15 protein-coding genes are annotated in these 23,657 nt (G+C 67.3%); all 15 read left to right on the plus strand.

Annotated elements, in window-relative coordinates:
- The first annotated feature begins 137 nt into the window (after positions 1-137).
- Positions 138-2,093, plus strand: coding sequence for a serine/threonine-protein kinase (locus ABIC90_RS25030; protein ID WP_354359020.1), 1,956 nt, complete (start codon positions 138-140; stop codon positions 2,091-2,093).
- A gap of 63 nt (positions 2,094-2,156) precedes the next feature.
- Complete coding sequence (gene mltA / locus ABIC90_RS25035) at positions 2,157-3,746, plus strand: murein transglycosylase A (RefSeq protein ID WP_354359022.1); 1,590 nt, start codon at positions 2,157-2,159, stop codon at positions 3,744-3,746.
- 145 nt (positions 3,747-3,891) lie between these two features.
- Positions 3,892-4,641, plus strand: a complete 750-nt coding sequence (locus ABIC90_RS25040; RefSeq protein WP_354359024.1) for a hypothetical protein — start codon at positions 3,892-3,894, stop codon at positions 4,639-4,641.
- Positions 4,642-4,669: 28 nt separating this feature from the next.
- The gene (locus tag ABIC90_RS25045; RefSeq protein ID WP_354359026.1) at positions 4,670-5,851 is read left to right on the plus strand and encodes a hypothetical protein; all 1,182 of its coding nucleotides are present in this window, start codon (positions 4,670-4,672) and stop codon (positions 5,849-5,851) included.
- A gap of 170 nt (positions 5,852-6,021) precedes the next feature.
- Positions 6,022-7,998: a caspase family protein gene (locus ABIC90_RS25050; protein ID WP_354359028.1), complete on the plus strand. Its 1,977-nt coding sequence runs from the start codon at positions 6,022-6,024 to the stop codon at positions 7,996-7,998.
- 69 nt (positions 7,999-8,067) lie between these two features.
- Positions 8,068-8,625, plus strand: a complete 558-nt coding sequence (locus ABIC90_RS25055; protein ID WP_354359030.1) for a hypothetical protein — start codon at positions 8,068-8,070, stop codon at positions 8,623-8,625.
- A 1-nt stretch (position 8,626) separates the two neighbouring features.
- Positions 8,627-9,475, plus strand: coding sequence for a type VI secretion system accessory protein TagJ (locus ABIC90_RS25060; protein WP_354359032.1), 849 nt, complete (start codon positions 8,627-8,629; stop codon positions 9,473-9,475).
- Positions 9,468-9,983, plus strand: a complete 516-nt coding sequence (gene tssE, locus ABIC90_RS25065; protein WP_354359034.1) for a type VI secretion system baseplate subunit TssE — start codon at positions 9,468-9,470, stop codon at positions 9,981-9,983. Before ABIC90_RS25060 ends, tssE begins: the two co-directional genes overlap by 8 nt.
- Positions 9,984-9,990: 7 nt before the next feature.
- The gene (gene tssF, locus ABIC90_RS25070) at positions 9,991-11,883 is read left to right on the plus strand and encodes a type VI secretion system baseplate subunit TssF (RefSeq protein ID WP_354359036.1); all 1,893 of its coding nucleotides are present in this window, start codon (positions 9,991-9,993) and stop codon (positions 11,881-11,883) included.
- A 53-nt stretch (positions 11,884-11,936) separates the two neighbouring features.
- Complete coding sequence (gene tssG, locus ABIC90_RS25075) at positions 11,937-12,986, plus strand: type VI secretion system baseplate subunit TssG (RefSeq protein WP_354359038.1); 1,050 nt, start codon at positions 11,937-11,939, stop codon at positions 12,984-12,986.
- Positions 12,983-14,317 (plus strand): methyltransferase domain-containing protein, encoded by a 1,335-nt coding sequence (locus ABIC90_RS25080; protein ID WP_354359040.1) that lies wholly within the window; start codon positions 12,983-12,985, stop codon positions 14,315-14,317. The genes tssG and ABIC90_RS25080 overlap by 4 nt, the downstream gene beginning before the upstream one ends.
- 69 nt (positions 14,318-14,386) lie before the next feature.
- Entirely contained in the window at positions 14,387-17,167 is a 2,781-nt protein-coding gene (gene tssH / locus ABIC90_RS25085) for a type VI secretion system ATPase TssH (RefSeq protein ID WP_354359042.1), read from the plus strand.
- Positions 17,168-17,191: 24 nt separating this feature from the next.
- Positions 17,192-19,978, plus strand: a complete 2,787-nt coding sequence (locus ABIC90_RS25090) for a type VI secretion system Vgr family protein (RefSeq protein ID WP_354359044.1) — start codon at positions 17,192-17,194, stop codon at positions 19,976-19,978.
- 9 nt (positions 19,979-19,987) lie between these two features.
- Positions 19,988-22,582, plus strand: coding sequence for a DUF2169 domain-containing protein (locus ABIC90_RS25095; protein WP_354359046.1), 2,595 nt, complete (start codon positions 19,988-19,990; stop codon positions 22,580-22,582).
- Positions 22,579-23,631, plus strand: a complete 1,053-nt coding sequence (locus tag ABIC90_RS25100) for a pentapeptide repeat-containing protein (RefSeq protein WP_354359048.1) — start codon at positions 22,579-22,581, stop codon at positions 23,629-23,631. The genes ABIC90_RS25095 and ABIC90_RS25100 overlap by 4 nt, the downstream gene beginning before the upstream one ends.
- Positions 23,632-23,657 lie beyond the last annotated feature (26 nt).

Here is a 23,657-nt window from a genome sequence, read left to right on the forward strand (position 1 = left end):
GGGTCGCAGACAGTGGGGTCGCCTTTCTTTTGCCTACGTTTCTTTGGCGAAGCAAAGAAAAGTAGGTCGGCCGCCGGGCCGAGACCCGGCCTCGGGAAGCAAACCGAAAACAGCAATCAACCAGCAGGAGCCAGTCAATGACCGACTCCCCCACAACCCCAACACCACCAGAAGACGACCGCACCCGAGTCGTCCCCAAACAGCCGCAGCCGCAAAACCATCAAACCACGACCGCCGACACCGCCTCCACAGTCATCACCTCCGGCACCACAAGCCTCCCGAACACGCCCGTCACCAGCCCTGCCGGCAACAACAGCAGCTCACAAGACGCCGGCCTCCTCCCCGTAGGCAGCCGCCTCGCAGAGTTCGAAATCACCAGAGTCATAGGCCAAGGCGGCTTCGGCGTCGTCTACGAGGCCTGGGACCACGACCTCGAACGCGTGGTCGCCGTCAAGGAATACCTGCCCACGTCCCTGTCGACAAGGCAGCAGGACGGCAACGTGGTCCCGCTGTCCGAAAGGCACCGCGAGACCTTCGACCTCGGCATGCGCAGCTTCATCAACGAAGCCCGCCTGCTCGCGCAGTTCGACCACCCGTCGCTGCTGAAGGTCTACCGCTTCTGGCAGGACCACGGCACCACGTACATGGTGATGCCCTTCTACCGCGGCGACACGCTGCGCGAAGCGCTGGTGTCCATTCCGGCAGGGGTGGACGAGGCCTGGCTGATCCGCATCATGGACGGCGTGACGCAGGCGCTGGCGGTGATGCACAACGCCAACTGCTACCACCGCGACATCGCGCCGGACAACATCATCCTGCTCGAGGGCTCCGGCCGTCCGGTGGTGCTCGACTTCGGCGCCGCGCGCCGCGTGATCACCGACAAGACACAGGCGATCACCGTCATCCTCAAGCCCGGCTACGCGCCCATCGAGCAGTACGCCGAAATGCCCGACATGTCGCAGGGCGCGTGGACCGACGTGTATGCGCTCGCGGCGGTGATGCACGTGGCCGTGTGCGGCCGCGCGCCGCCGCCTTCGGTGGCGCGGCTTCTGTCGGACAGCTATGTGCCGCTCGCGGGCAACGACATCCTGCGCCAACGCTACAGCCTGGGGCTGCTGCAGGCCATCGACGCCGGCCTGGGCGTGCGGCCGGAGCAACGGCCGCAGTCGATGGGCGAGCTGCGCGCGGCGCTGGGCCTGGAAGTGGGCCACAGCATGGCGCCCACGCCGCGCACCGTGCCGCCTTCGGGCGCGCGCAGCCATGCGAATGCCAACGCGGCCACCATCATCGGCGGCGGAGGCAAGAAGGCGCTGCCGCCCGCACCCGCACCCGGTGCGCAAGGCACGCAACAGGGCAACGCCGCAGGCGGCAAGGGCAAGGCCGTCGTCGCCATTGCCTCGCTCGCCGTCGCAACTGCCGTTGTCGCGGGCGGCGGCTGGTGGTGGTACCAAGGCCGCGCGGCCGATGGCGCTGCAAGCACAAGCGGCACGGACGTCACAACCACCACGCCACCCCCGCCGCCGGAGCAGGTCGCAAAAACCGATCCGCCGCCACCACCGCCTCCGCCACCGCCGGCGGCGCCGCGCACTCCGCTCGAATCGCTGCAGTCGCTCGCCGCAGGCGCGGCACCGGGCTTCGAGGTGAGCGCGGTGGCAAAGAAGGCCGAGGTCGCCATCGGCAAGGACAAGCTGGCCTTTGAAATCCGCAGCAAGCGGGAGGGCTTCGTCTACGTGTTCCTGTTGTCCAGCGGCGGCGAGATGTTCCTGCTGTTCCCGAACCTGCTGGACAAGTACAACAAGATCAACGCCAACAGCACGCTCGCGCTGCCGCGCGCCTCGTGGCCGATGGACGCCGGCGGGCCCGCCGGCACCAACCAGTTCGCCGTGCTCGTCAGCGAACACGAGCGCGACTTCGGTGCTTCCGGCGTGCAGAACGACGGCGTGTTTCCGCAGTTCCCGATACCGGTGCTTTCGGCGCTCGAAGCGACGCGCGGCACCGGGCCGACGCCGCTCCTGGGCAAGCCTGTGTGCGTGCCCGCCACCCCGTGCAACGACGTCTATGGCGTCGCGAATTTCAAAATCGTCGAGAAGTAATCGTCTGTAGAGCGTTGGCGCATCGACCGGATGGGCCTGTTTTTTCCGGACAAGGAGAGTTTCATGTCGCATACCTCACAGCCGCCGCGCCTGTCTTCCACCCTGCGCTGGGCCGGCCTGGCCGCCGCCTTCACGCTCGCGGGCTGCGCCATGCCGCCGCCGGCGTCGACCACAACCGCCACCGACGCCACGGCGGCCAGCACCACGGCCGCGGGCGCCACGCCGCCCCGTCCCCCGGCGGGCAACGCCAGCGTGGCGGGGCAGGCGCGCACCTTCTCCACGCAACTGGCCACCTACACCTCGGTGAGCTTCGATGCCATGCCGGGCTGGTCGCGCGACGATTTCTCGGAAACCTGGCCCGCGTTTCTTGGCAGCTGCAAGGTGCTCACCGGCCGCGGCGCCGAGTGGAAAGAGGTGTGCAACCGCGCCGGCCGGGTCGACAGCAAGAACCGCAACGCCATCCGCGGCTTCTTCGAGAGCGAGTTCTCGGCCTACCAGATCCGCGACGACGACCGCAAGCCGGACGGCGTGGTCACCGGCTACTTCGAGCCCGAGATCGCGGGCAGCCGCACCTACGGCGCACCATTCATCTACCCGGTGTACGGCCAGCCCGAAGACATGCTGTTCGCCGATGCGCGCAAGCTCCCGGCCGGCAGCGGTACGGTGGCCGCGAAAGTCGAAGGCCGCAACGTGGTGGTGCAAACGGGCCTGAGCACCCGCGACATGGGCGCCCCCGGGCTCTATGCGCTGGACCTCTCGGGCATCACCCGCGACACGCTGGACCGCAAGGTGCGCCTGCGCATCGAGGGCAAGCAGCTGCTGCCGTACTACACCCGCGAAGAAATCGAGACCAAGGGCGCGCCCAACGCCAAGGTGCTGGCCTTCGTGAGCAGCGCCACTGCGCTGTACGAAATGCAGATCCAGGGTTCGGGCCGCATCAAGCTGGCCAACGGCGACACCATCCGCGTGGCCTACGCCGAGCAGAACGGCCAGCCCTTCCGCCCGACCATCGCCCAGGCCGCCAACGGCAAGCCGCGCAGCGCGGTGAAGGTGCGCGGCTCTTCGATCGAGCTGCAGCTGGACGACGACGAGGAGGACGACGTGGGCGTGGACAGCGGCGCGATCCGCACGCGCGGCTTCACGCTCGCACGGCCCACCGCCAGCGGCGCGGTCATGGTGCCCGGCCGTCGCACGGCGGGCGCTGTGACGGGTTCGGGCATCAAGGACCCGAGCTACGTGTTCTTCAAGGAATCGACGTCGCCGGCCGCCGGCCCGGTGGGTGCCTTTGGCGTGCCGCTGTCGGCGGGGCGCTCCATTGCGGTCGATCCGCGCAGCACGCCGCTGGGCTACCCGGTGTTCGTCTCGACCCGCACCCCGGGCAGCGGCGCACCGATGCAGCGCCTGACCATTGCGCAGGACACCGGCGGTGCCATTCGCGGCGCGGTGCGGGCCGACTATTTCTTCGGCAACGGCCAGGCGGCCGCAACCAGCGCGCGCCGCATGAAGGAGCGCGGCCAGCTGTGGATTCTTCTGCCGCGCGGCCTGGCCGTGGCGCAGGCCGCGGCGTCGACCATCCGCACGCGCGGCGCGGCCGTCGGTGCCGACCTGCCGCAGTGCCTGGTGCCGACGGAAGGCGTGTGCGTCGACGATTGATGGACTGACTCGTCTCTTCAACGGTGGACGCAGTGGCGCTTTTTCAGGGAACACCGCGGAACCGGCTTTGCCGGGCCGCAGGTGTTGCCCCCTGCAAGGGGGTGGGAGAAGCGACACGAAGTGCGCGAAGCCTGGGGGTGAGCCAATGATTGAAACCCTTTCGTCAGCGGAAAGCACTGAACTCGTCCGCCTCTGGCGGCGGCGCCAGACGCTGTCCTCCGGCGACATGGGCACCATGTACCGCATCGTGGGCGATGCGCTCGTGGCCTGCAATCCGCCCGAGCTGCAGGTGTTGGGCGAAGGGCGGCAGGAACTGGTGGCGCAGTTCATCTACGTGAAGGTGCTGCGGCTCGATGCCGACCCCGACGAGGCCGATGAGCGCGCCAGCCACAGCGCACCCTCGACGGCCTTTGCGCTGTGCGCGTACTTCCGCCGCTACCTGATCGACTGCACCCGCGCGAGTTCGTTTCGCCGCAAGCTCTCCATCGGCGACCAGATCACCGAGGCCCAGCTGGAAGACGAGATCGGCGCCGGCGAAGACCTGGACGGCTGCCTGGCCGAGCACGGCCTGAGCGCCCAGGCCGTGCAGCTCGCCGCCCGCGCCTTCATCGCCGAGCTGCCCGAGCCCGAACGCATCTTGCTGTGCGAGGGCTTCGGCAAGGAGGCCGAGGGCGGGCTTTCGGGGATCGCGTCGCGCCACGCCATTGCCTCCTACCACTACCGCGCGGGCCGCCTGGGCCTGGTGCACAAGCGCGAAGGGCTCACCGCCGACTACGCCAAGACCCGGCTGGGCGGCTGGATCCAGCAGACCCTGGGCATCGCCATCGAGACCGAAAACATGGCGGCGATCCTGCAGGTCTTCAAAATCCTCGGTGCTGAAGCGTCTTATGCCTGAAGACATAGCCATTCAGGAACAGACCGCCATGAACACCGAACTCTGGCCCCCGCTCAGCGTGATCCGCAACGCGTTCGAAACCGGCCCCGCCGCCGTGCCCGACGCGTCTGCCGGCGTGGCCACCGTGGCCATGCCGGGGGCTGCATCCGGCGCTGCTGCTGCTGCTGCTGCTGCTGCCGCAATGCCCTCACTGCAGGATCTTCTGCTTCCTCTTACCGAATTGGCCCGGCGCCGCGAGGCTGTCGCCCAGCGCGCCTTCACCGCACGCTGGGCGCCGGGCCGCCTGGTCAGCGTGGTGCACGAGGGGCGCCTGCTGGGCGTGCTGCTCGACCGCTGTGTGCAGGGCGATCTCTGGCAGGGCTGGATGGCCGCGGGCGAGGCCGATTGGGCCGGTCCCTTCGACGTGCTGCTCGAACCCGACGACGAACCCTTCGAGCCGATGTTCGGGCTCGTCCAGGCCTGGAACGTCCTCACGCTGGAGCCCAGCCCGCAGCTGTGTGCGCGGGTGCTGGGCGAGATCTCCGCCACGCGGCTCGCCGCGATCCGCGCGGTGCACGACGAATGGGCCGGGCAGAAGGTGCTGGACATCGCGCCCGAGCCGGGCCGCATCGCGCTGCGCACGGTGGCCGATGTGTTCTCGGTGCTGTCGGGCACGCCGCTCGGCGCGCAGGACCCGCGCGCGGATTACCAGGCGCTTTATCGCTCGGCCGGCTTGCAGCTGGGGGCGGCGCTGCTGCCTTCGGCGAGCACGGCGCCCGGTGCTGCGCCGGCTTCCTCGGGCGCTTCTGCTTCGTCGCCTTCGCGTGCCAGACCGCAGGCGCGGCCCGAAGGCGGCTGGTGGGGCAGCATCCGTCGCTGGTTCGGCGCCGACGGCTGGACGCGTCCTGCCTTCGCTGTGCTCGCCTTGTGCGTGGTGGTGCAGAACGTCGGGTTGCTCGGCGGCCGCGGTGCGCAAGACGACGAGGTGCGCTTTCGCGCCGTGCCCACGGCACCGGCCGCCACGCCGGCGAACATCATCGTGCGCTGGAAAGACGGCGTGCGCGTGGACGAGGCCGATCGGCTGCTGCAGACGGTGTCGGCCGAAGTGGTCGGCGGCCCGGGTGCGAACGGCGTCTGGCGGCTGCGCGTGGCCGATCCGGTCGGCGCATTGGCGCTGCTGTCGGCGTCGCCGCTGGTCGAGTCGGCCGGGCCGGCGGCGGAGCGGCCATGACCTGCGCGGCGCCTCTGTTTTCTTCCCTCTCCCGCTTGCGGGAGAGGGCCAGGGTGAGGGCGGGGGCCTTCGCAAAAGCACCACCCTTGCTATCGCCGTCGGCCCTCACCCCAGCCCTCTCCCCAAGGGGAGAGGGAGCAACACAGCGGCGCTTTCTTCAAGCGTTGCTGATGGCGTGGCTGCTGGCCTGCGGCAACCTTTCTTTCGCCACCCAACGCGCCCTGCTCGTCGGCGTCTCCGAACTCGTCAACCAGCCGCAGGCGCTGTGGCTGCAGGCGCCGCGCAACGACGTGATCCTGATGCGCGATGCGCTGATCAAGCAAGGCTTTGCGGCCAGCGACATCACCGTGCTCGCCGACGGCGTGAACGGCGCCGCGCTGCCCGAATCGCAGGCCATCCACGAAGCGCTCGGCCGGCTGCTCGCGCAATCGAAGAGCGGCGACTTCGTGCTGCTGTACTTCTCGGGCCACGGCACGCGCCTGCGCGACGTGGCCAAGCGCTACCAGGAGCCCGACGGCCTGTCCGAAAACTTTCTCGCGCGCGATGTGCGCGGCGCGCTCGGCACCGACAACGCCCTGACCGGCGACCTGCGCGACGCCGACTTCGACGCCTGGATCCAGGCCTTTCTGGCACGCAACGTGTTCGTCGCTTCCGTCTTCGACACCTGCTCGGCGAACTCGATGACCCGCAGCACCGCCGCCGAAGCGCCCGCCACTGCCGAAGGCGCGGGCGACGACGAAGTGCGCTGGCGGGGGCTGCGCACCGCGCAACTGACCGGCGCACAGGGATCGGCAGCGCGCGGCACGCCCGCAAGCGCAATGCGCCCCGCGCCAACCGACCCCGTGCCGCGCGCCCGCTACGTCGCGCTCTTCGCCTCCGAGAGCCACCAGATCACCCCCGAGCTGCGCCTGCCGCGCAAGAACCGCAACGCCCGTCCGCAGGGCCTGCTGACGTGGGCCGTCGTGGAATCGCTCGCCCGCAAGCCCGCCACCTGGCGCGACCTGTTCGACGGCGTGCTCGCGCTCTACCCGCCGGTCATCGACGAACTCGCGGTGCGCTTTCCCACGCGCGAACTGCCCTCGCCGGTGGCCGAAGGCAACCTCGATGCGCCGCTGTTCGCCAACCGCGCGGTGGCCGCGTCCACGCGCCCCGTGTGGCGCGCGCAGCGCTCCGGCGACGCACTGACGCTGCAGGCCGGCCAGCTCGACGGCCTGGTGGCGCAGCAGCCGCTGCGCGTGATGGCCACGATGGAAGACGGCACGGTGCGCAGCGCCGATGGCACGCTGTCGCAGGCCTTCACCGACAAGGCGCGCATGGCCGTGCCGCCCGCGCTGCGCGAGCTGTCGGGCGCCGCGCTCTGGAACATCACGCCCGTCATCGAGCCGCCGTCGGTCGCGCTGCGCGTACGCGCCGACCAAGGCCTGCCGCCCGGCCTTAGCCTCGAATACCCGGCATCCGTCATCGCCGTGGGCGAAGCCGACAGCCCCGACGTGCGCTGGTCCGGCGGCCGCATCGAAGTGCTCTCGCCCCTGCTCGGCGCGGCCGCGGGCGCCAGGCCCACGCCCGCCGATGCGGCCACCGCAAGAAAGCGCCTCGAAACGCTGGCGCGCCTGAAGTGGCTCAACCAGCTCTACGCCATCGCCAAGGAAGCGCAGTTCGACGGCTTCGACGCGGTGTTCGAAGTCTGGAGCGGCGAGCGCCTGGTGCGCAGCGGCTCCGCCCAGCAGGTCGACGCCAAGCTCCTGCCGCTGCGCAGCGGCGAACGCGCCGTGCTCAACGTGCGCAACACCAGCGCGCGCTCGGTGGACCTGGTCATCGTCGGCATCGACCCGCAGGGCGGCGCGCGCCAGGTCTTTCCCGAAGACCCGGGTGAGACCAACCGCTTCAAGCGCGGCACGCGCGACGCGCCCGCCATCAAGCGCTTCGAGCTGCCGTGGTTCAACGCAGAAGGCGGCCGCCTGCTGGTGCTGGCCACGCCCGCCGCGCCCTACAGCGCGCCGCGCCTCTTCGGCACCGGGCCGGGCGATGCCGTGGCCGAGGTGCGGGTGCGCGGCGCCGTGCAACCCGACAGCGAGCGCCAGACCTTCGCCGCGATGGTTCATTGGGCGGCCGATGGCGCAGGCAGCAGCAGTGCGTCGGCGAAGTAGCGACGACCCCTCATCCCACGCACAACGCACCCATCCACCCACACACCGAATTTTTCTCAGGAGATCGACATGAGCTGGACCTACGATGGAAAACTGGACCCCGACGAGGCCCTGCGCCTGCTCGACTACCTGTCGGGCGAATCGGGCAACGACTTCTCGATGATGATCGAGAGCAAGGGCACGCCGATCGAGGGCGAGTCGGTGCGCACCTATGACGACGGCAAGCAGCGCATGGACATCGGCGGCTACTCGTACAAGTCCGACGTGGTCATCCCGCCCGGTTCCACCAAGGGCAAGCTGCGCAACTACTCCTTCATCGTGATCCGCGACTGCGACGCCGCCACGGCCTCCATCGCGAGCCTGCTCAAGAGCCAGGAGAGCGACCTGAAGGTGACGGTGTCGGTCTTCAAGGCCGGCGGCGACAGCTCCAAGGACCTGCAGTCGCACCTGGAGTTCGTGCTCGAGGGCGCGCGGCTGAACTGCCACGCCATCGTCACCGGCGGCACGCCCAAGCGGCCTTGCGACATCCTCTTCTTCGACTACACGAAGCTGGAGATCCGCTCGGCGCCGCAACAGAAGACCGGCGCGCGCGGGGCTGTGCGGACCTGCACGTTCACGGGCAATTGAGATGACCACGTCCTCCGCAGAACTCCTCAAGTCCGCCGATCCGGTGGCCGCCCTCAAGGCGCTCAGCGACGAGGTGCGCGCCAAGCCCTCCGACAGCAAGCACCGAGTCTTCATGGCGCAACTGCTGTGCGTGCTGGGCCAGTGGGAGCGCGCGCTCAACCAGCTCACCGTGGCGGCAGAGCTCGACGCGCTCGCCGTGCCGATGAAACAGGTCTACGGCGAAGCGGTGCGCTGCGAAGGCCTGCGCGCCGAAGTGTTCGCGGGTACTCGCACGCCCATGATCTTCGGCCAGCCCGACGAATGGCTGGCGCTGCTCATCGAGTCGCTGCTGCGGCAGGGGCGCGGTGAGTCCGAGCTGGCCGAAGACCTTCGCCAGCGCGCCTTCGACGGCGCGCCCGCCATCGCGGGCACCATCGACGGCGCGCCCTTCGAATGGCTGGCCGATGCCGACATGCGCCTGGGTCCCGTGCTCGAAGCCTTCGTCAACGGCAAGTACTACTGGATCCCGTACGCGCGCCTCTCGCACATCAAGATCGAGCCGCCCGAAGACCTGCGCGACTGCGTGTGGATGCCCGCGCACCTGCAGTTCGAGAACGGCGGCGAAACCCTGGCGCTCATTCCCACCCGCTACGAAGGCACCGAGAAAAGCCAGGACGGCGAGCTGCTGCTTGCGCGCAAGACCGAGTGGCGCGAACTGCGCCCCGAGGTCTGGGCCGGCACCGGCCAGCGCGTGCTGGGCAGCGACGCCGGCGAATACGCGCTGATGGACGTGCGCGAGATCCTGTTCACGCCGGTCGCCTCCGCAGACGCTCCGCAAGGGCCCGACGCCGAAAGCGGCGAAGGTGGCTGAGCTCACCGCCCAGGAGCGCCTGCAGCCCTCGCTGCTCGATCGCCTGGTCGACCACTCGCCCACCGAAAAACGCGAGGGCGACGAGAAGCGCACGCTCACCAAGCAGGCGCTGCGCGCGGCCGTGCTGCGCGACCTGAGCTGGCTCTTCAACGCCACCGGCTTCGGACTGGCGATGGACGACAAGCAGTACCCCAACGCGGCGCGCTCGGTCATCAACTACGGATTGCCTATGCTGTCTGGCCAGTTCACCTCGTCGGTGCAGCGTGTCAGCATGGAACAGGCTTTGAAGAACGCAATCCTGCAGTTCGAGCCGCGCATTTTGTCCCGCACCCTCGAAGTGGAACTCGTCATGGAAGGCTCCGCCATCGACTCGCACAACAGCATCGGCCTGCAGATACGCGGGATGCTGTGGGCACAGCCCGTGCCGCTCGAGTTTCTGATGCGAAGCCGTGTCGATTTGGAAGAAGGACGCATCGAGATCGTGGACATGGCGCAAAACCCTAGGTAAGTCCGACATGGACCCTCGGCTGCTGAACCTGTATGAACAGGAACTGCGCTACTTCCGCGAGAGCTCTTCGGAGTTCGCGCGCGCCTTTCCGAAGATCGCGCATCGGCTCGGCATCGAAGGCCAGGAGGTCGCCGATCCGTATGTCGAACGGTTGATCGAGGCCACGGCCTTCCTGTCGGCGCGCGTCAACCTCAAGCTCGATGCCGAGTACCCGCGCTTCACCGGGCACCTGCTGGACATCGTCTATCCGAATTTCCTGGCCCCCACGCCCGCGATGGCGGTGGTGTCCTTCGCGCCCGATCTGGACGATGCGAACCTGGCCACCGGCCCGAAGCTGCCGCGCGGCGCGGGCCTGCGCGCGCGCCAGGCCGTGGGCCAGAACACGCACTGCGAATTCCGCACCTCGGCCGCGCTGCGCATCTGGCCGATGGAGGTGCAGCGCGCCCAGTACTTCACCTACGCGCCCGACCTGCCGCTCACCACGCATCCGCAATCGCGCGCGATCCGCGGCGGCCTGCGCATCGCGTTGCGCGCGACGGCCGGACTCAAGTTCAACCAGATCGCGCTGGACGACCTGGTGCTGCACCTGGGCGGCGCCGAAGACGTGGCGTGGCAACTGCATGAATGCGCGCTGGGCCAGCCCATCGGTGTGATGGTGCGGCCGCTGTCGCCCACCGGCGCGTTGCAGGGCGCGGCGCAGAGCCTGCCGGCCAGCGCGATACAGCCCGTGGGCTTCGAGGACGACGAGGCACTGCTGCCGGTCACGGCCACGGGGTTCTCGGGCTTCCGGCTGCTGCAGGAGTACTTCGCCTTTCCACAGCGTTTTCAGTTCCTGCGCATTGCGGGGCTGCAGGCGCTGCTCGCCACGATGCCGGTGGCCGACCTCGAACTGGTGCTGCTGTTCTCGCGCGGCGATGCGGCGCTGGAAAAGCTGGTGGGCACCGAGAACGTGCAGCTGCACTGCGTGCCCATCGTCAACCTCTTCAACAAGCGGCTGGACCGCGTGCCGCTGACCGAAGGCGTGAGCCAGTTCCACTTGGTGCCCGACCGCACCCGGCCGCAGGACTTCGAGGTGCACACCGTCACCGAGGTCGTCGGCCACGGTGCGCCGGGTGTCGATGCGGCGGCGGCCGAGCAGCCGTTTCGCCCGTTCTACTCGGCCTTCCATGGCACGCGGCACAGCCACCCGGCGTACTTCACGACCACGCGCGAGCCGCGCATGCTGTCGGTGAGGCAGCGCACCGAAGGCCACCGCAGCAGCCATATCGGCTCCGAGGTCTACATGCAGATCGTCGATCCGCAGCAGGCGCCGTATGCGGCCACGCTGCGGCAGCTGGCGGTGAGCGCGCTGTGCACCAACCGCGACCTGCCGCTTCTGATGCCGCTGGGCCGCGACAACGATTTCGATTGCGTCGATTCCTTTCCGGTGCAGCGGGTGCGCATGGTGCGCGGGCCTTCGCGGCCGGTGTCGCCGGTGGTGAGCCAGGGGCTGGGCTGGCGGGTGGTGGACCACCTGGCGCTCAACTACCTGTCGATCTCCGACAGCACGCCGGAGCAGGGGGCGGCGGCCCTGCGCGAAACGCTGATGCTCTATGCGGTGCATGCCGACGAGATGCGCCAGGGCCAGGTGCGCGGCCTGCTGTCGGTCAAGAGCAAGTCGGTGGCGCGGCGCCTGCCGCTCAAGGGACCGATCGCTTTCGGGCGCGGTCTTGAAGTGACGCTGGAGGTCGACAAGGATGCGTTCCACGGCCACAGCGTGTTCCTGTTCGGCGCCGTGATGTCGCGCTTTCTTGCGCGGCATGTGGAGGTCAACCACTTCGTCGAGACCGTGCTGCGCGTGGCGGGCAAGGGCGAGACCATGCGATGGAGGCCGCTGTGCGGGACCCGGCAGATCCTGTAGAGCGCGCCGCCCGGCCGCCCGAAGTCCACGCAGTGGCGAGGCCGGGGGAGTCGGTGGCTGCGCGTGTGGATGCGGCGCTGCGCGGGTGGTCTGCGGAGCCGTGGTCCTTCGACTACTTCGCAGTGATGCGCCGGCTGGAATCGGTCGCCGCGACCACGCCGCGCTGGGGCCGCGCGCTGCTGCCCAGCGCCGAGCCAGTGCGCGTGGGGCAGGAGCCTTCGCTGTCGTTCGCGCCCGCGAGCTTCAGCCGCTTCGAGCCCGCGACCGCGCATTCGCCGCCGCGGCTGCGCCAGCATTTCTTCAGCTACGTCGGCCCCAACGGCCCGTTGCCGGTTCACCTGAGCGACTTCATCCGCGAGCGCAGCCTGAACTTCGGCGACCCGACCTGGCTCGCGTTCCTGGACAGCTTTCTTCATCGCTTCTCGCTGCACTTCTACCGCGCGTGGGCGCAGTCGCGGCCCGCGGTGGCGCTGGACCGTCCGGGGGAAGACCGCTTCAGGCTGCAGGTGGGCGCATTCATCGGCATGGGCACGCCGGGCCGCATCGGCCGCGACGACGTGCACGACGATGCGCGCCTTCATTTCTCGGGCTGGCTCGCGCGCCGCGTGCACAACGCCGAAAGCGTGGAGGCTGTGCTGTGCAGCTACTTCGGCGTGCCGGTCACGCTGGAGCGCTGGGTCGGCCACTGGATGAGCCTGCCCGCCGGCGAGCTCACGCGGCTGGGGCAGGGCGAGAGCTCGCGTTCCATGGGCATGGGCGCGATGCTCGGCACCCGCGCGTGGGACCGGCAGCATCGCGTGCGCTTGCACCTGGGCCCGCTCACGCTGGACCAATACCGCATGTTCCTGCCGATCGGCGATGCGCGCCCGGTGCTGCAGCGCTGGATGCAGCAACTGCTGGGCGACGAACTCGAATGGGACGCCGAACTGGTGCTCGAGAAGGCACAGGTGCCCGTGACGCGTCTGGGGAAAGACAAGGGCAACGCGCCGCGCCTGGGCTGGGCCTCGTGGCTCGGCCAGCGCACGCGTTCCAGGGATGCGGCGGACGTGCGCATCGGCAACAGTTCGATGGCCGTCCGCGCCGCTGCAGGAGCCGCCGCATGACGACGACGCCCGGGTGTGCAGAAGACACCGCGGCGCACGCGGCCGCGCTGGTGCAAGCGGCGGACCTGACGAAGGCGGGGAATCTGGACGCGGCCGACGAACTGCTTGCCCGCATTCTGGAAGCCGCGCCCGGCGACCCCGATGCCCTGCACTACCAGGGCTTGCTGCGCCATGCGCAGGGGCGCGACGCCGAGAGCATCGCGTTGATCGGGCGGTCGCTCACGCTGCAGCCCGCGCAAGGCGGCGCCTGGAACAACCTGGGCAATCTGCTGGTCGAGGCCGGTCGCGCCGACGATGCGATGCGTGCCTATGAAAACAGTGTGTCCTTTGCCGAGGGCGACGAAGGCGCGGACGCGCTGAGCAACATCGCGGCGCTCGAATGCGGCAAAGGCCACTGGCAGGCCGCCGAGCGCGTCAGCCGCCGTGCGATCGAACTGCGGCCGACGTCCAGCGAGGCCTGGTACAACCTGTCGATCGCGCTGATGGAGCAGGGGCTCATCCAGGAGAGCGTTATCGCCAACAGCCGTGCGGTGCTGCTGCAGCCGCGCAACATGAGCGCGCGCTCGAAGGTGATTCGCGCCCTGGAGCTGCTCCGCCAGAACGAGCAAGCCATCGGCATGTACCGGGAGTGGCTGAACGAAGATCCAGGCAACCCCGTGGTCGCGCATCTGCTGGCCGCCTGCGAGGGGCAGTCTCCCGCGCGCGCCAGCGACGGTTATGTGGAGACCTTGTTCGACAGCTACGCCGGAAGCTTCGACGCGAGCCTGGAGAAGCTGCACTACCGCGCCCCCGAACTGGTGGCGCGCGCGGTGCAGGACATCCATGGCCCGCCCGCCGCCAACCTGGCCGTGGTCGATGCCGGTTGCGGCACGGGCCTGTGCGCGCCGCTGCTGCGGCCCTGGGCCTCGCACCTGGCCGGCTGCGACCTGTCGGTCGGCATGCTGCAGCGCGCGGAGCAACGCGGCGGCTACGACGTGCTGCACAAGGCCGAGCTCACCCACTACCTGCACACCCAGCCCGCCCAGTTCGACCTGGTGGTATCGGCCGACACGCTGTGCTACTTCGGCGATCTGCACGAGGTGCTGGCGGCAGCCGCGCGTGCGCTGCGCCCCGAAGGCGTCGTGGTGTTCACGGTCGAGGCCATGGACGGCGGCACAGCGGATTTCAGGCTCGAAGGCAGCGGCCGCTATCGCCATGCGGCACTGCACGTCGAAGCAGCTTTGGCAGCCGCCGGCTTCGGCGCCATTCGCATCGAGCCGATCGTTCCGCGCCGCGAGGCGGGGCAGAACGTTCAGGGTTGGCTGGCCAGTGCAAGGCTGCGGGCGCAGTGACGCGATGTACGCACCGTCGAACTTCAAATTTCCCGAGATGAATCGTCTTCAACAGATACGGAGAGCACCATGAGTGAAATCAGTCGCACCGCCCTTTTCGGCAAGCTCAACTCGCTGGCCTACAAAGCCATCGAAGGCGCCACGGTGTTCTGCAAGATGCGCGGCAACCCGTATGTGGAACTGGAGCACTGGTTCGCCCAGTTGCTGCAGGCACAAGACTCCGACCTGCACCGCGTGATCCAGCACTACGGCCTGGATGTGTCGGTGATCGCCAAAGACATGACCGCCGCGCTCGACCGCCTGCCGCGCGGCGCCACCGCCATCAGCGATTTTTCGCCCCACATCGAGAACGCCATCGAACGCGCCTGGACCTACGCCACGCTGCAGTTCGGCGAGGCGCAGGTGCGCACCGGCTACATCCTGGTGGGCATGCTGAAGACGCAGAGCCTGCGCAACCCGCTGTTCAACCTGTCCAAGCAGTTCGAGAAGATCAAGGTCGAGGACCTGGCCGACAATTTTCCAAAAGTGTGCGACGCCTCGCCCGAATCGCAGATGCGCGCACAGGACGGCACCGGCATGGGCAGCGGCGCACCGGGCGAAGACTCGGGTGCGATGGCACCGGCCGCCATGGGCAAGGGCGATGCGCTGAAGAAGTTCGCGGTCGACCTCACCGAGAAGGCCAAGAAGGGCGAGATGGACCCGGTGACCGGGCGCGACGAGGAGATCCGCCAGATCGTCGACATCCTGATGCGCCGCCGCCAGAACAACCCACTGCTCACCGGCGAGGCCGGCGTCGGCAAGACGGCGGTGGTCGAAGGCTTCGCGCAGCGCCTCGCGCGTGGCGACGTGCCGCCGCAACTGAAGGACGTGAAGCTGCTCACGCTGGACATCGGCCTCTTGCAGGCCGGCGCAAGCATGAAGGGCGAGTTCGAGCAGCGGCTGCGCCAGGTGATCGACGAGGTGCAGAGTTCGCCGACGCCGATCATCCTGTTCATCGACGAGATCCACACGCTCGTGGGCGCGGGGGGCGCGGCCGGCACCGGCGATGCGGCCAACCTGCTGAAGCCGGCGCTCGCACGCGGCAACCTGCGCACCATCGGCGCCACCACCTGGGCCGAGTACAAGAAGTACATCGAGAAAGACCCGGCGCTCACCCGCCGCTTCCAGGTCGTGCAGGTGCCCGAGCCCGACGAGGTGAAGGCGATCTTGATGCTGCGCGGCGTGGCCAGCGTGCTCGAGAAGCACCACCGCGTGCAGCTGCTCGACGAGGCCATCGAGGCCGCGGTCAAGCTCTCGCACCGCTACATTCCCGCGCGGCAGTTGCCCGACAAGGCGGTGAGCCTGCTGGACACCGCCTGCGCCCGCGTGGCCGTGTCGCAGCATGCGACGCCGCCCGAAGTGGAAGACTGCATGCGCCGCATTGAGGGGCTCACGGTCGAGCAGGAAATCATCGGCCGCGAGGCCACCATCGGCATCGACGTGACCAAGCGGTCTGCGCAGGTGGAGGCGCTGCTGGTCGAATCGAAGCTGCAGCTGGATGCGCTGAATGTGCGCTGGCAGGAGGAGAAGGGGCTGGTCGATCGGTTGCTGGAGCTGCGCAGCAAATTGCGTGCGGGGAACAAGCCGGTGGACAAGGATGCTGACGTCACAGCCACCCCCGTTCGCACTGAGCCTGTCGAAGTGCAGGGCACGGCTTCGACAGGCTCAGCCCGAACGGATGGGGGTACATCCACCGGATCGGACGCCGCGCCCGCACACGACCGCGCCGCGCTGCTCGCCGAATTGCACGAACTGCAAGCCAAGATCCACGCGGTGCAGGGCGAGTCGCCGCTCATCCTGCCTTCGGTCGACGAGCAGGCCGTGGCCTCCGTCGTCGCGGACTGGACCGGCATTCCCGTCGGCCGCATGGTCAAGAACGAAGTGGAGGCGGTGCTCAAGCTCGCCGACACGCTCAACCAGCGCGTCATCGGCCAGAAGCACGGCCTGGAGATGATCGCGCGCCGCATCCAGACCTCGCGTGCGCGCCTAGACAACCCGCAGAAGCCCATCGGCGTGTTCATGCTGTGCGGCACCTCCGGCGTCGGCAAGACCGAGACCGCGTTGGCCCTGGCCGAAGCGCTGTACGGCGGCGAGCAGAACATCATCACCATCAACATGAGCGAGTTCCAGGAAGCGCACACCGTCTCCACGCTCAAGGGCGCGCCCCCGGGCTACGTCGGTTATGGCGAGGGCGGCATCCTGACCGAAGCGGTGCGCCGTCGCCCCTACAGCGTGGTGCTGCTCGACGAAGTGGAAAAGGCCCACCCCGACGTGCACGAGATCTTCTTCCAGGTCTTCGACAAGGGCTGGATGGAAGACGGCGAGGGCCGCATGATCGATTTCAAGAACACGATCATCCTGCTCACCACCAACGCCGGCAGCGAGCTCGTGATGAGCATGTGCCGCGACCCCGAGCTGCTGCCCGATTCGAACGCGCTGGCCGATGCGCTGAAGGCGCCGCTCATGAAGGTGTTTCCGCCCGCGCTGCTGGGCCGCATCGTCACCATTCCCTACTACCCGCTGTCGCCCGACATGATGAAGAAGATCGTGCGGCTGCAGCTGGGCCGCATCAAGAAGCGCGTGGAGACCAACCACGGCGTGCCCTTCGAATACACCGAGGCGGTGATCGAGCAGGTGGTCGCGCGCTGCCAGGACCCGGAGTCGGGCGGCCGCGTGATCGACGCGATCCTGACCAACACGGTGCTGCCCACGATTTCGGTCGAGTACCTGCAACGCCTGGCATCCGGCGGCGAGATCCGCCGTGTCGCGCTGGACGTGAAGGACGCCGACTTCACCTACGCCTTCGACTAAGAGTCCACCCTTCAAGAGAAAAAAATGGCCGACCACGAGTTCCGCATCGAGACCGATTCACCCGCCAAGGACGACCTGATGTTCTGGCGCATCGTGGGTCATGAGGCCCTTGCGCGCCCGTCGGCCTACGAGCTCACGGTGCTCTCGAAGAACAAGGCGCTCGATGCCAAGGACATCCTGGGCCGGGCCTTCGACGTGGTCATCGAGTTCCAGGACAAGGACGGCGGCAAGCACGAGCGGCACTGCCAGGGCCACGCGGTGCGCTTCGTGCGCGCGGGCCATGTGGGCCGGCATTTCGAGTACCGCATCACGCTGCGCTCCTGGTTCTGGCTGCTCACCAAGCGCACCAACTCGCGCATCCTGCAGGACAAGAAGATCCTGGAGGTGCTCGACGCGGTGTTCGAAGACAGCCCGATCAAGCGCTTCAAGAAGACCAAGGCCGGCAACGTCATCGGCACCCACACGCCCCGGCGCTACTGCGTGCAGCACCAGGAGAACGACTACCAGTTCCTCTCGCGCCTGCTGGAGGACGAGGGCATCTACTACTGGTTCGACGCGCACGACGCGCCCGGCACCATGCACCTGTCGGACGCCAGCGACCTGGCGCACGACAAGCTGCCGGTGGAAAGCACCTTGCGCTACATGGCCAGCGATGCGAGCGAGGCGCGCTACAACGAGATCTCGCGCTGGGTGAGCTCGCGCCAGTTCGACACTGGCAAGCAGGCCTCGCGCGACAGCGACTTCAAGGCGATCAAGAAGAAGCTGGGCGCCACCATCGACGTCAAGGACGACCATGAGCTGGCCGACTTCGAGGAGTTCGAGTTCCCCGGCGGCTACTTCACCGGCGATGACGGAGAAAACCGCACCAAGCTGCGCGGCGACGAACTCAACGCGCGCCGCGACCGCCACTGGGCGCTGACCACCTGGCCCGACGTGACGGCGGGGCGCAGCTTCAAGTTCGAGGGCGACCCCGACGGCACGCGCAACGGCGACTACGTGATCGCGGCCTGCACCTTCATGGCGAGCCATCCGGGTTATGAAAGCGTGGGCGCCGGCATGGCCGTGACACAGGACGTGCGCACCGCGCTGGCCGGCGTGTTGCAGGACGATGCGGTGAACGCCGACACGCTGCAGGTGCTGGACGACCTGATCGCCGGCACGCCGATGCTCAGCACCTCGCAGCCGGGCACCAGCGCGTTCTTGATCACCGCGATCCCGATGGAGCGCGCCTACCGGCCGCCGCGCCTGACGCCGCGCGTGACCATGCCCGGCCCGCAGACTGCCATCGTGGTCGGCCCTGCCGGCGACGAGCTGCATGTGGACGACCACGGCCGCGTGAAGGTGCACTTTCACTGGGACCGCTACGACGAGAGCAACGAGAAGTCGACCTGCTGGGTGCGCGTGTCGCAGCCCTGGGGCGGCAAGGGCTGGGGCGGGTACTTCATTCCGCGCATCGGCCAGGAGGTGATCGTCGACTTCCTGAACGGCGACCCCGACCGCCCCGTGATCGTCGGCCGCGTCTACAACGACGACCAGCCCATTCCCTACAAGTCGCCCACGCAGAGCGGCTTCAAGACCCGCTCCACGCCCGGCGGCGGTCCCGCGAACTACAACGAGATCATGTTCGAGGACAAGAAGGGCGAGGAGAACATCAACATCCACGCCGAGCTGGACATGAGCCGCAGCGTGGAGCGTGACGACTCGACCAAGGTGGACCGCGACCAGTCGGTGACAGTCAAGCGCGACCAGACCACCACGGTTGTGCGGGACCGCAAGCTGACGGTGGAGAACAACGACACCACCGAGATCCAGAAATTCCAGAAACTCACGGTCGGCAAGAACCAGGACAACCACATCGTCGGCTACCAGACGACGAACGTGGACATCGACCACGCGCTGCTGGTCAAGGGCAATCACAAGATTCATACCGACAGCAACCGGACCGACTACACCGGCGGCAACGAAGAGCGTACTGTGGTGGGCACCCAGACCGTCACGGTGAAAGGCGGCGTCAAGTACAAGGCGCCGACGATGGTGTTCGAAGCCGGCCACATGGAGTTCAAGGTGACAGGCGCCAATTCGATGAAGATCGATGCCAGCGCCGCGCCCTACTCGGCTGCATTCCAGAAGTACACGTTGATCAGCAACACCGACATGGATCTGGTGGCGATCAGCAACATCAACAATTTGTCAGTAGGTTCGAATACGACCGTGCTGGGACCCAACTCCAGCGGCTACATGGGCATCAGCACGGATTTCAACCTTGGCGTTGCCCGTTCGACTTTCATGGGACTGAGCATGGAGAACACGCTCGGTCTGTCCATGTCGAACTTCGGCGGTATCCAGATAGACCAAACGGCGGGGCTGCTGATGGAGTCGGTGGTAGCGCTGAAGATCGAGCGCGCCAATGGGCACGTGGCGCAGGCACCCATGCATGTCTTCAACCCGGGGACCGGGCAAGCGACCACCACGCCGAATGCAGCCAACATGGTGGGAGCGGCCAACGCCGCATCGGTTGTCTCGATCGGCTATGGCGTGCAAAGCATGGTTGCCGGAGCAATTTCGACGGGGGACCAGTACCGGGATGCCGAGAAACTGCTTGGCAAGATTCTGGAAGGCAAAGATATCGACGCCATTCCGGGTATGCGAAATCGGCTGGAGCGAATGAAAAATCTCGTGAACCTCAACCGCAACATCGGCAACGTGAGCATCGTGACGGGCGGCTTGGGCGGTGCGTTGATCGCGTTCATGGGAATGTTTCCCGGGGCAGTGGGCGCCGAGGCGGTGGCGTCCGATCTCACCAAAGACTAGAAGCATTCCATGCAGGTAATCAAGCCCCAGGCATTGGGTCTGTCGACCCGGCCGATCGAATATCGCAAGCGTTTCGGACTGTGCGTGACGGCGATGCTCCATGTGCCTTTCTCCCAGGCGCAGGGAGGCACGTTGTGGGGCGAGCAGTCGGCCTGGAATTTTCTCGGCCAGGAGATGGCTGCACCGCTGATCGACGAGGGTGTTGCGAAACTCACATCCGAGTTTCTGGTGCATGGCCAGGCCTTTGTGCCCGCCGATGGCCGGAATTCGTGCGCGGTGCGTGTACGGCTTGGTGGTCGCAGCAAGACCCTTCTGGTTTTCGGCGACCGGCAGTGGGAGGGCAGGCAGTTGAGTGCACCGAAGGCATTTGCTTCGATGCCGCTCGACTGGGCGCACGCGTACGGCGGCGCCGGGCATCCCTCCAATCCTGGCGGAAAGGGTTTTGCCTCCGAAAAGGGGGTGCGTTTGCTCCCCAACATCGAGCATCCGGACCAAGTGCTTCATGCGCCCGAACAGCGAGTGGAGCCGGCCGGATTCGGCCTGCTCCCGCCTACGCATCCTCAGCGCACGCGTTACCGGGGAACGTACGATGAAAACTACACGAAAGAGCATGCCCCCGGCTTCGCGCCCGATCTCGACTGGCGCTACTTCAACCTTGCGCCAGAAGACCAATGGCTCGATGAGCCACTGCGCGGCGACGAGCCATTTCAACTTGATCATCTGCATCCCGAAAGGCCCACTATCGAGGGGCGCTTGCCGGGCCTAAAGGCTCGGGTGTTCGCCGACTACCGCCAGGCCGGCGTGAGCGAGCCGCGTCTGCGGGAGGTGCCCCTGCGGCTTACGACCGTCTGGTTCTTTCCACACGCGGAGCGCGCATTGCTGTTGTTTCAGGGCCTGGCTGAAATCTCCACCGACGACGGCAGCGATGTGCATGGTCTGCTGGGGGCGATCGAGCGCATGGGCGAGCCGCGCAGCGACGCGCATTACCTGAACGCAATTGCTCAGCGCAACGATCCCCGATGGGGAGCAATCCAGAGCCTGGACGACAGCGATCTGCTGCCCGAAGGCATCGATGCCGTCGATCCGGAAACCGTGCGTGCGGCTGCGGCATTCGAAGGGGATGACCTGCAAGCCGAAGCACAGAAAAGGCGCGCCGCGATAGACGTGGAACTCGCCCGGGAGGAAGCGCGCGCGAGGGGCCAGGACCCGGACGCGCTGGGCATCGTGATGCCTGTGCCAGAGGCGAAGCCTGCGCCCAATGAGCTCGTTGCGCATCTGAAGGCCCAGGTTCTCCTCGCCGAAGCGCAGCAACTCGAAGCTATCGACGACGCGCTTACCGCGATGGAGAACGCCGTCGCTGCGCAACAAAAGTACAGCTTCGATCCCCTCACTATGGTGCACAGGGGGCCGCCACGCTTCAACGCCGACGACGAACTGGCCCGCCTGCGCGCAAGCGTGCCTCAAGCGAACATCGACGCGGACGAGCTCCACGCGAAACTGTGGGCCAAGGAAATCAGCGAGCACCAGGGTTACCTGCAGACAGCCCATGAGCAGCCGCCGGCGCATCCCATGAAGGCCGCAGATGCGGCCGTACTGCGCGAAGGCATGAAGAAAGCCATTGCCGGCGGATTGCGAACCTTCGCGATGATGGATTTCACCGGTGCCGATTTTTCAGGGATGGATCTCCATGGCGTCAACTTCACCGGCGCATGGCTTGAGAGCGTGGACTTCACCAAGGCCAACCTCTCCGGGGCCAACATGTCGAATGCGGTGCTGGCGCATGCCCGGTTCACCGATGCGATCGGCATCGGCACGCGGCTCGAGGGGGCAAATCTTGGACGCTCGAGTTGGGCGGGCGCTGTCTTCGAAGGCGCGAACTTCGGCAAAGCCCTGCTGTTCCATGCGGCCTTGGACCGCGCGACGCTGAGGCGCGCCGACATGGCCGGTGCGCAACTGCTCGACACGACCTGGCAAGGCACCGATGCGCAGGCGCTGAGCGCGCGAGACCAGGTCTTCTATCGGCGTGCCCTGACCGGCATGAAGTTCGCCGAAGCCGATATGGCAGGCGCCCAGTTCATCGAGTGCGATCTCTCGGGCGCCGATTTTCGGGGCGCGCAACTCGCGCTTGCCACCTTCGTGACCTGCAAGCTCGACGGCGCGAATCTGGCGGGCGCAAGGGCGGAGGGGGCGATGTTCGTGCAGGGCTGCAGCCTTGTCGACATAGAAATTGGCAAGGCGATCTTGTGCAACGCCAATTTCGGTGCTTCCGACATGACGCGGGCGCGGGCCGTGTCTTGTGTGCTCGACGGAGCGAATCTCTGCGAGGTTGCATCTCCTGATAGCGATTGGCGGCTGGCAAGCGCGCAGGGCGCTTTGCTGCGGCGAAGCGTTTTCGCGCGAGCTCAGCTGGCCGGCGTGAACTTTTCCAATGCCATCCTGCAGCATGCCGACCTTCGGAGTGCCGACATGCGACGCAGCAATCTCTTCGGTGCGGATCTCGCCCGTGTCCGCATGGACGGTGGTACTCGATTCGACGGCGCCCTGCTCAAGCGATCGCGGACGTGGCCGCGTCTGAGCGTCCAGGAGCAAGAGGCGTCGGCATGAACCTCGAAATACTGACCCTCGCAACGCTGATGGGCGAAGTGGTGGCCAACGTGGACCTCACTGGCGGCCATTTCGCCCGTGCACGACTGGGGGGCGGCACTTTCACGCAGGTGAACTTCACGCGCGCCGACTTGCGCGACGCCGACCTGCGAGAAACCGTGTTCGACCAATGCGACCTGAGCGGTTCCTTGTTGCACCGCGCGCAGTTGCGCCGCGCCGTTTTCAACCGGTGCAAGATGGATCACGTGGATCTGAAAGAGGCCGACATGCATTCGGCGGTGATTGCGGAATGCCAGTCGCCTCATGCGAACCTGAGCAAGGCCAACCTCGGCATGCTGGTGCTTTCCAAGACCAACATGGGCCATGCAATTCTCCGCGGCGCGATGCTCGATGCGGCGGTGCTCACCGAGAGCAGCTTGCTCGACGCGAACCTCGAAGGAACGGACTGGCGGTACGCGACCGTGCAGCAATGCAATCTCCTGCATGCAGTCTGGACGGGCGCACGCATGTTGAGGACGGCATTCGTCGAAACAGGGCTTTCGGGCACCTCGTTCGCGGGACTCACGCTTGAAGGTTGTATGTTTGCCGGTGCTGACCTGAGCGGCTCGGAGTTCACCGAGGCGCCTTTGCGGCAATGCAATTTCCAGGGCGCGAAACTCGACGGCGCCAGCTTCGCCAGAGTCGACGCGCCTCTCACGCTCTTTTGCGGTGCCACCGGAATGGGCGTCGACTTCGCGGGCGCACGTTTGCGGCAGGCGCTTTTCACCGCAGCGAAGTTGCCGGGAGCCAATTTCGCGTCGGCCGACCTCTATCAGACGCACTTTGCGGGGGCGGATCTGCAGGACGCCCTGTTCGCTGGCGCCGATCTGACCTATGCAGATCTGCGGCACGCCCGATTGATGGGGGCGGATCTGCGAGAAGCCACATTGCAACGCGCTTGCCTGCACCGTGCAATGACCGACAACGCACAGATGACAGACCGCGCTCGCGCGATAGAAACGGACCCAGATCTCGCTGAGGCGGAAGCCTGGCGTCCGATGGCCGTTTGAGCCCACCGGTCTTCAATCCAGAAAGG

Origin of the sequence: Variovorax boronicumulans (assembly GCF_040544675.1) — a bacterium.
Classification (GTDB): Bacteria; Pseudomonadota; Gammaproteobacteria; order Burkholderiales; family Burkholderiaceae_C; genus Variovorax; species Variovorax boronicumulans_D.

What these genes read in the sequence shown, in the direction of transcription:
- tssF (WP_354359036.1), top strand. Translation starts at nt 9,991, where the DNA reads ATGGACCCTCGGCTGCTGAACCTGTATGAACAGGAACTGCGCTACTTC.
- ABIC90_RS25050 (WP_354359028.1), top strand. Translation starts at nt 6,022, where the DNA reads ATGGCGTGGCTGCTGGCCTGCGGCAACCTTTCTTTCGCCACCCAACGC.
- ABIC90_RS25040 (WP_354359024.1), top strand. Translation starts at nt 3,892, where the DNA reads ATGATTGAAACCCTTTCGTCAGCGGAAAGCACTGAACTCGTCCGCCTC.
- ABIC90_RS25090 (WP_354359044.1), top strand. Translation starts at nt 17,192, where the DNA reads ATGGCCGACCACGAGTTCCGCATCGAGACCGATTCACCCGCCAAGGAC.
- ABIC90_RS25055 (WP_354359030.1), top strand. Translation starts at nt 8,068, where the DNA reads ATGAGCTGGACCTACGATGGAAAACTGGACCCCGACGAGGCCCTGCGC.
- ABIC90_RS25080 (WP_354359040.1), top strand. Translation starts at nt 12,983, where the DNA reads ATGACGACGACGCCCGGGTGTGCAGAAGACACCGCGGCGCACGCGGCC.
- ABIC90_RS25045 (WP_354359026.1), top strand. Translation starts at nt 4,670, where the DNA reads ATGAACACCGAACTCTGGCCCCCGCTCAGCGTGATCCGCAACGCGTTC.
- ABIC90_RS25030 (WP_354359020.1), top strand. Translation starts at nt 138, where the DNA reads ATGACCGACTCCCCCACAACCCCAACACCACCAGAAGACGACCGCACC.
- ABIC90_RS25060 (WP_354359032.1), top strand. Translation starts at nt 8,627, where the DNA reads ATGACCACGTCCTCCGCAGAACTCCTCAAGTCCGCCGATCCGGTGGCC.
- tssH (WP_354359042.1), top strand. Translation starts at nt 14,387, where the DNA reads ATGAGTGAAATCAGTCGCACCGCCCTTTTCGGCAAGCTCAACTCGCTG.
- ABIC90_RS25100 (WP_354359048.1), top strand. Translation starts at nt 22,579, where the DNA reads ATGAACCTCGAAATACTGACCCTCGCAACGCTGATGGGCGAAGTGGTG.
- mltA (WP_354359022.1), top strand. Translation starts at nt 2,157, where the DNA reads ATGTCGCATACCTCACAGCCGCCGCGCCTGTCTTCCACCCTGCGCTGG.
- ABIC90_RS25095 (WP_354359046.1), top strand. Translation starts at nt 19,988, where the DNA reads ATGCAGGTAATCAAGCCCCAGGCATTGGGTCTGTCGACCCGGCCGATC.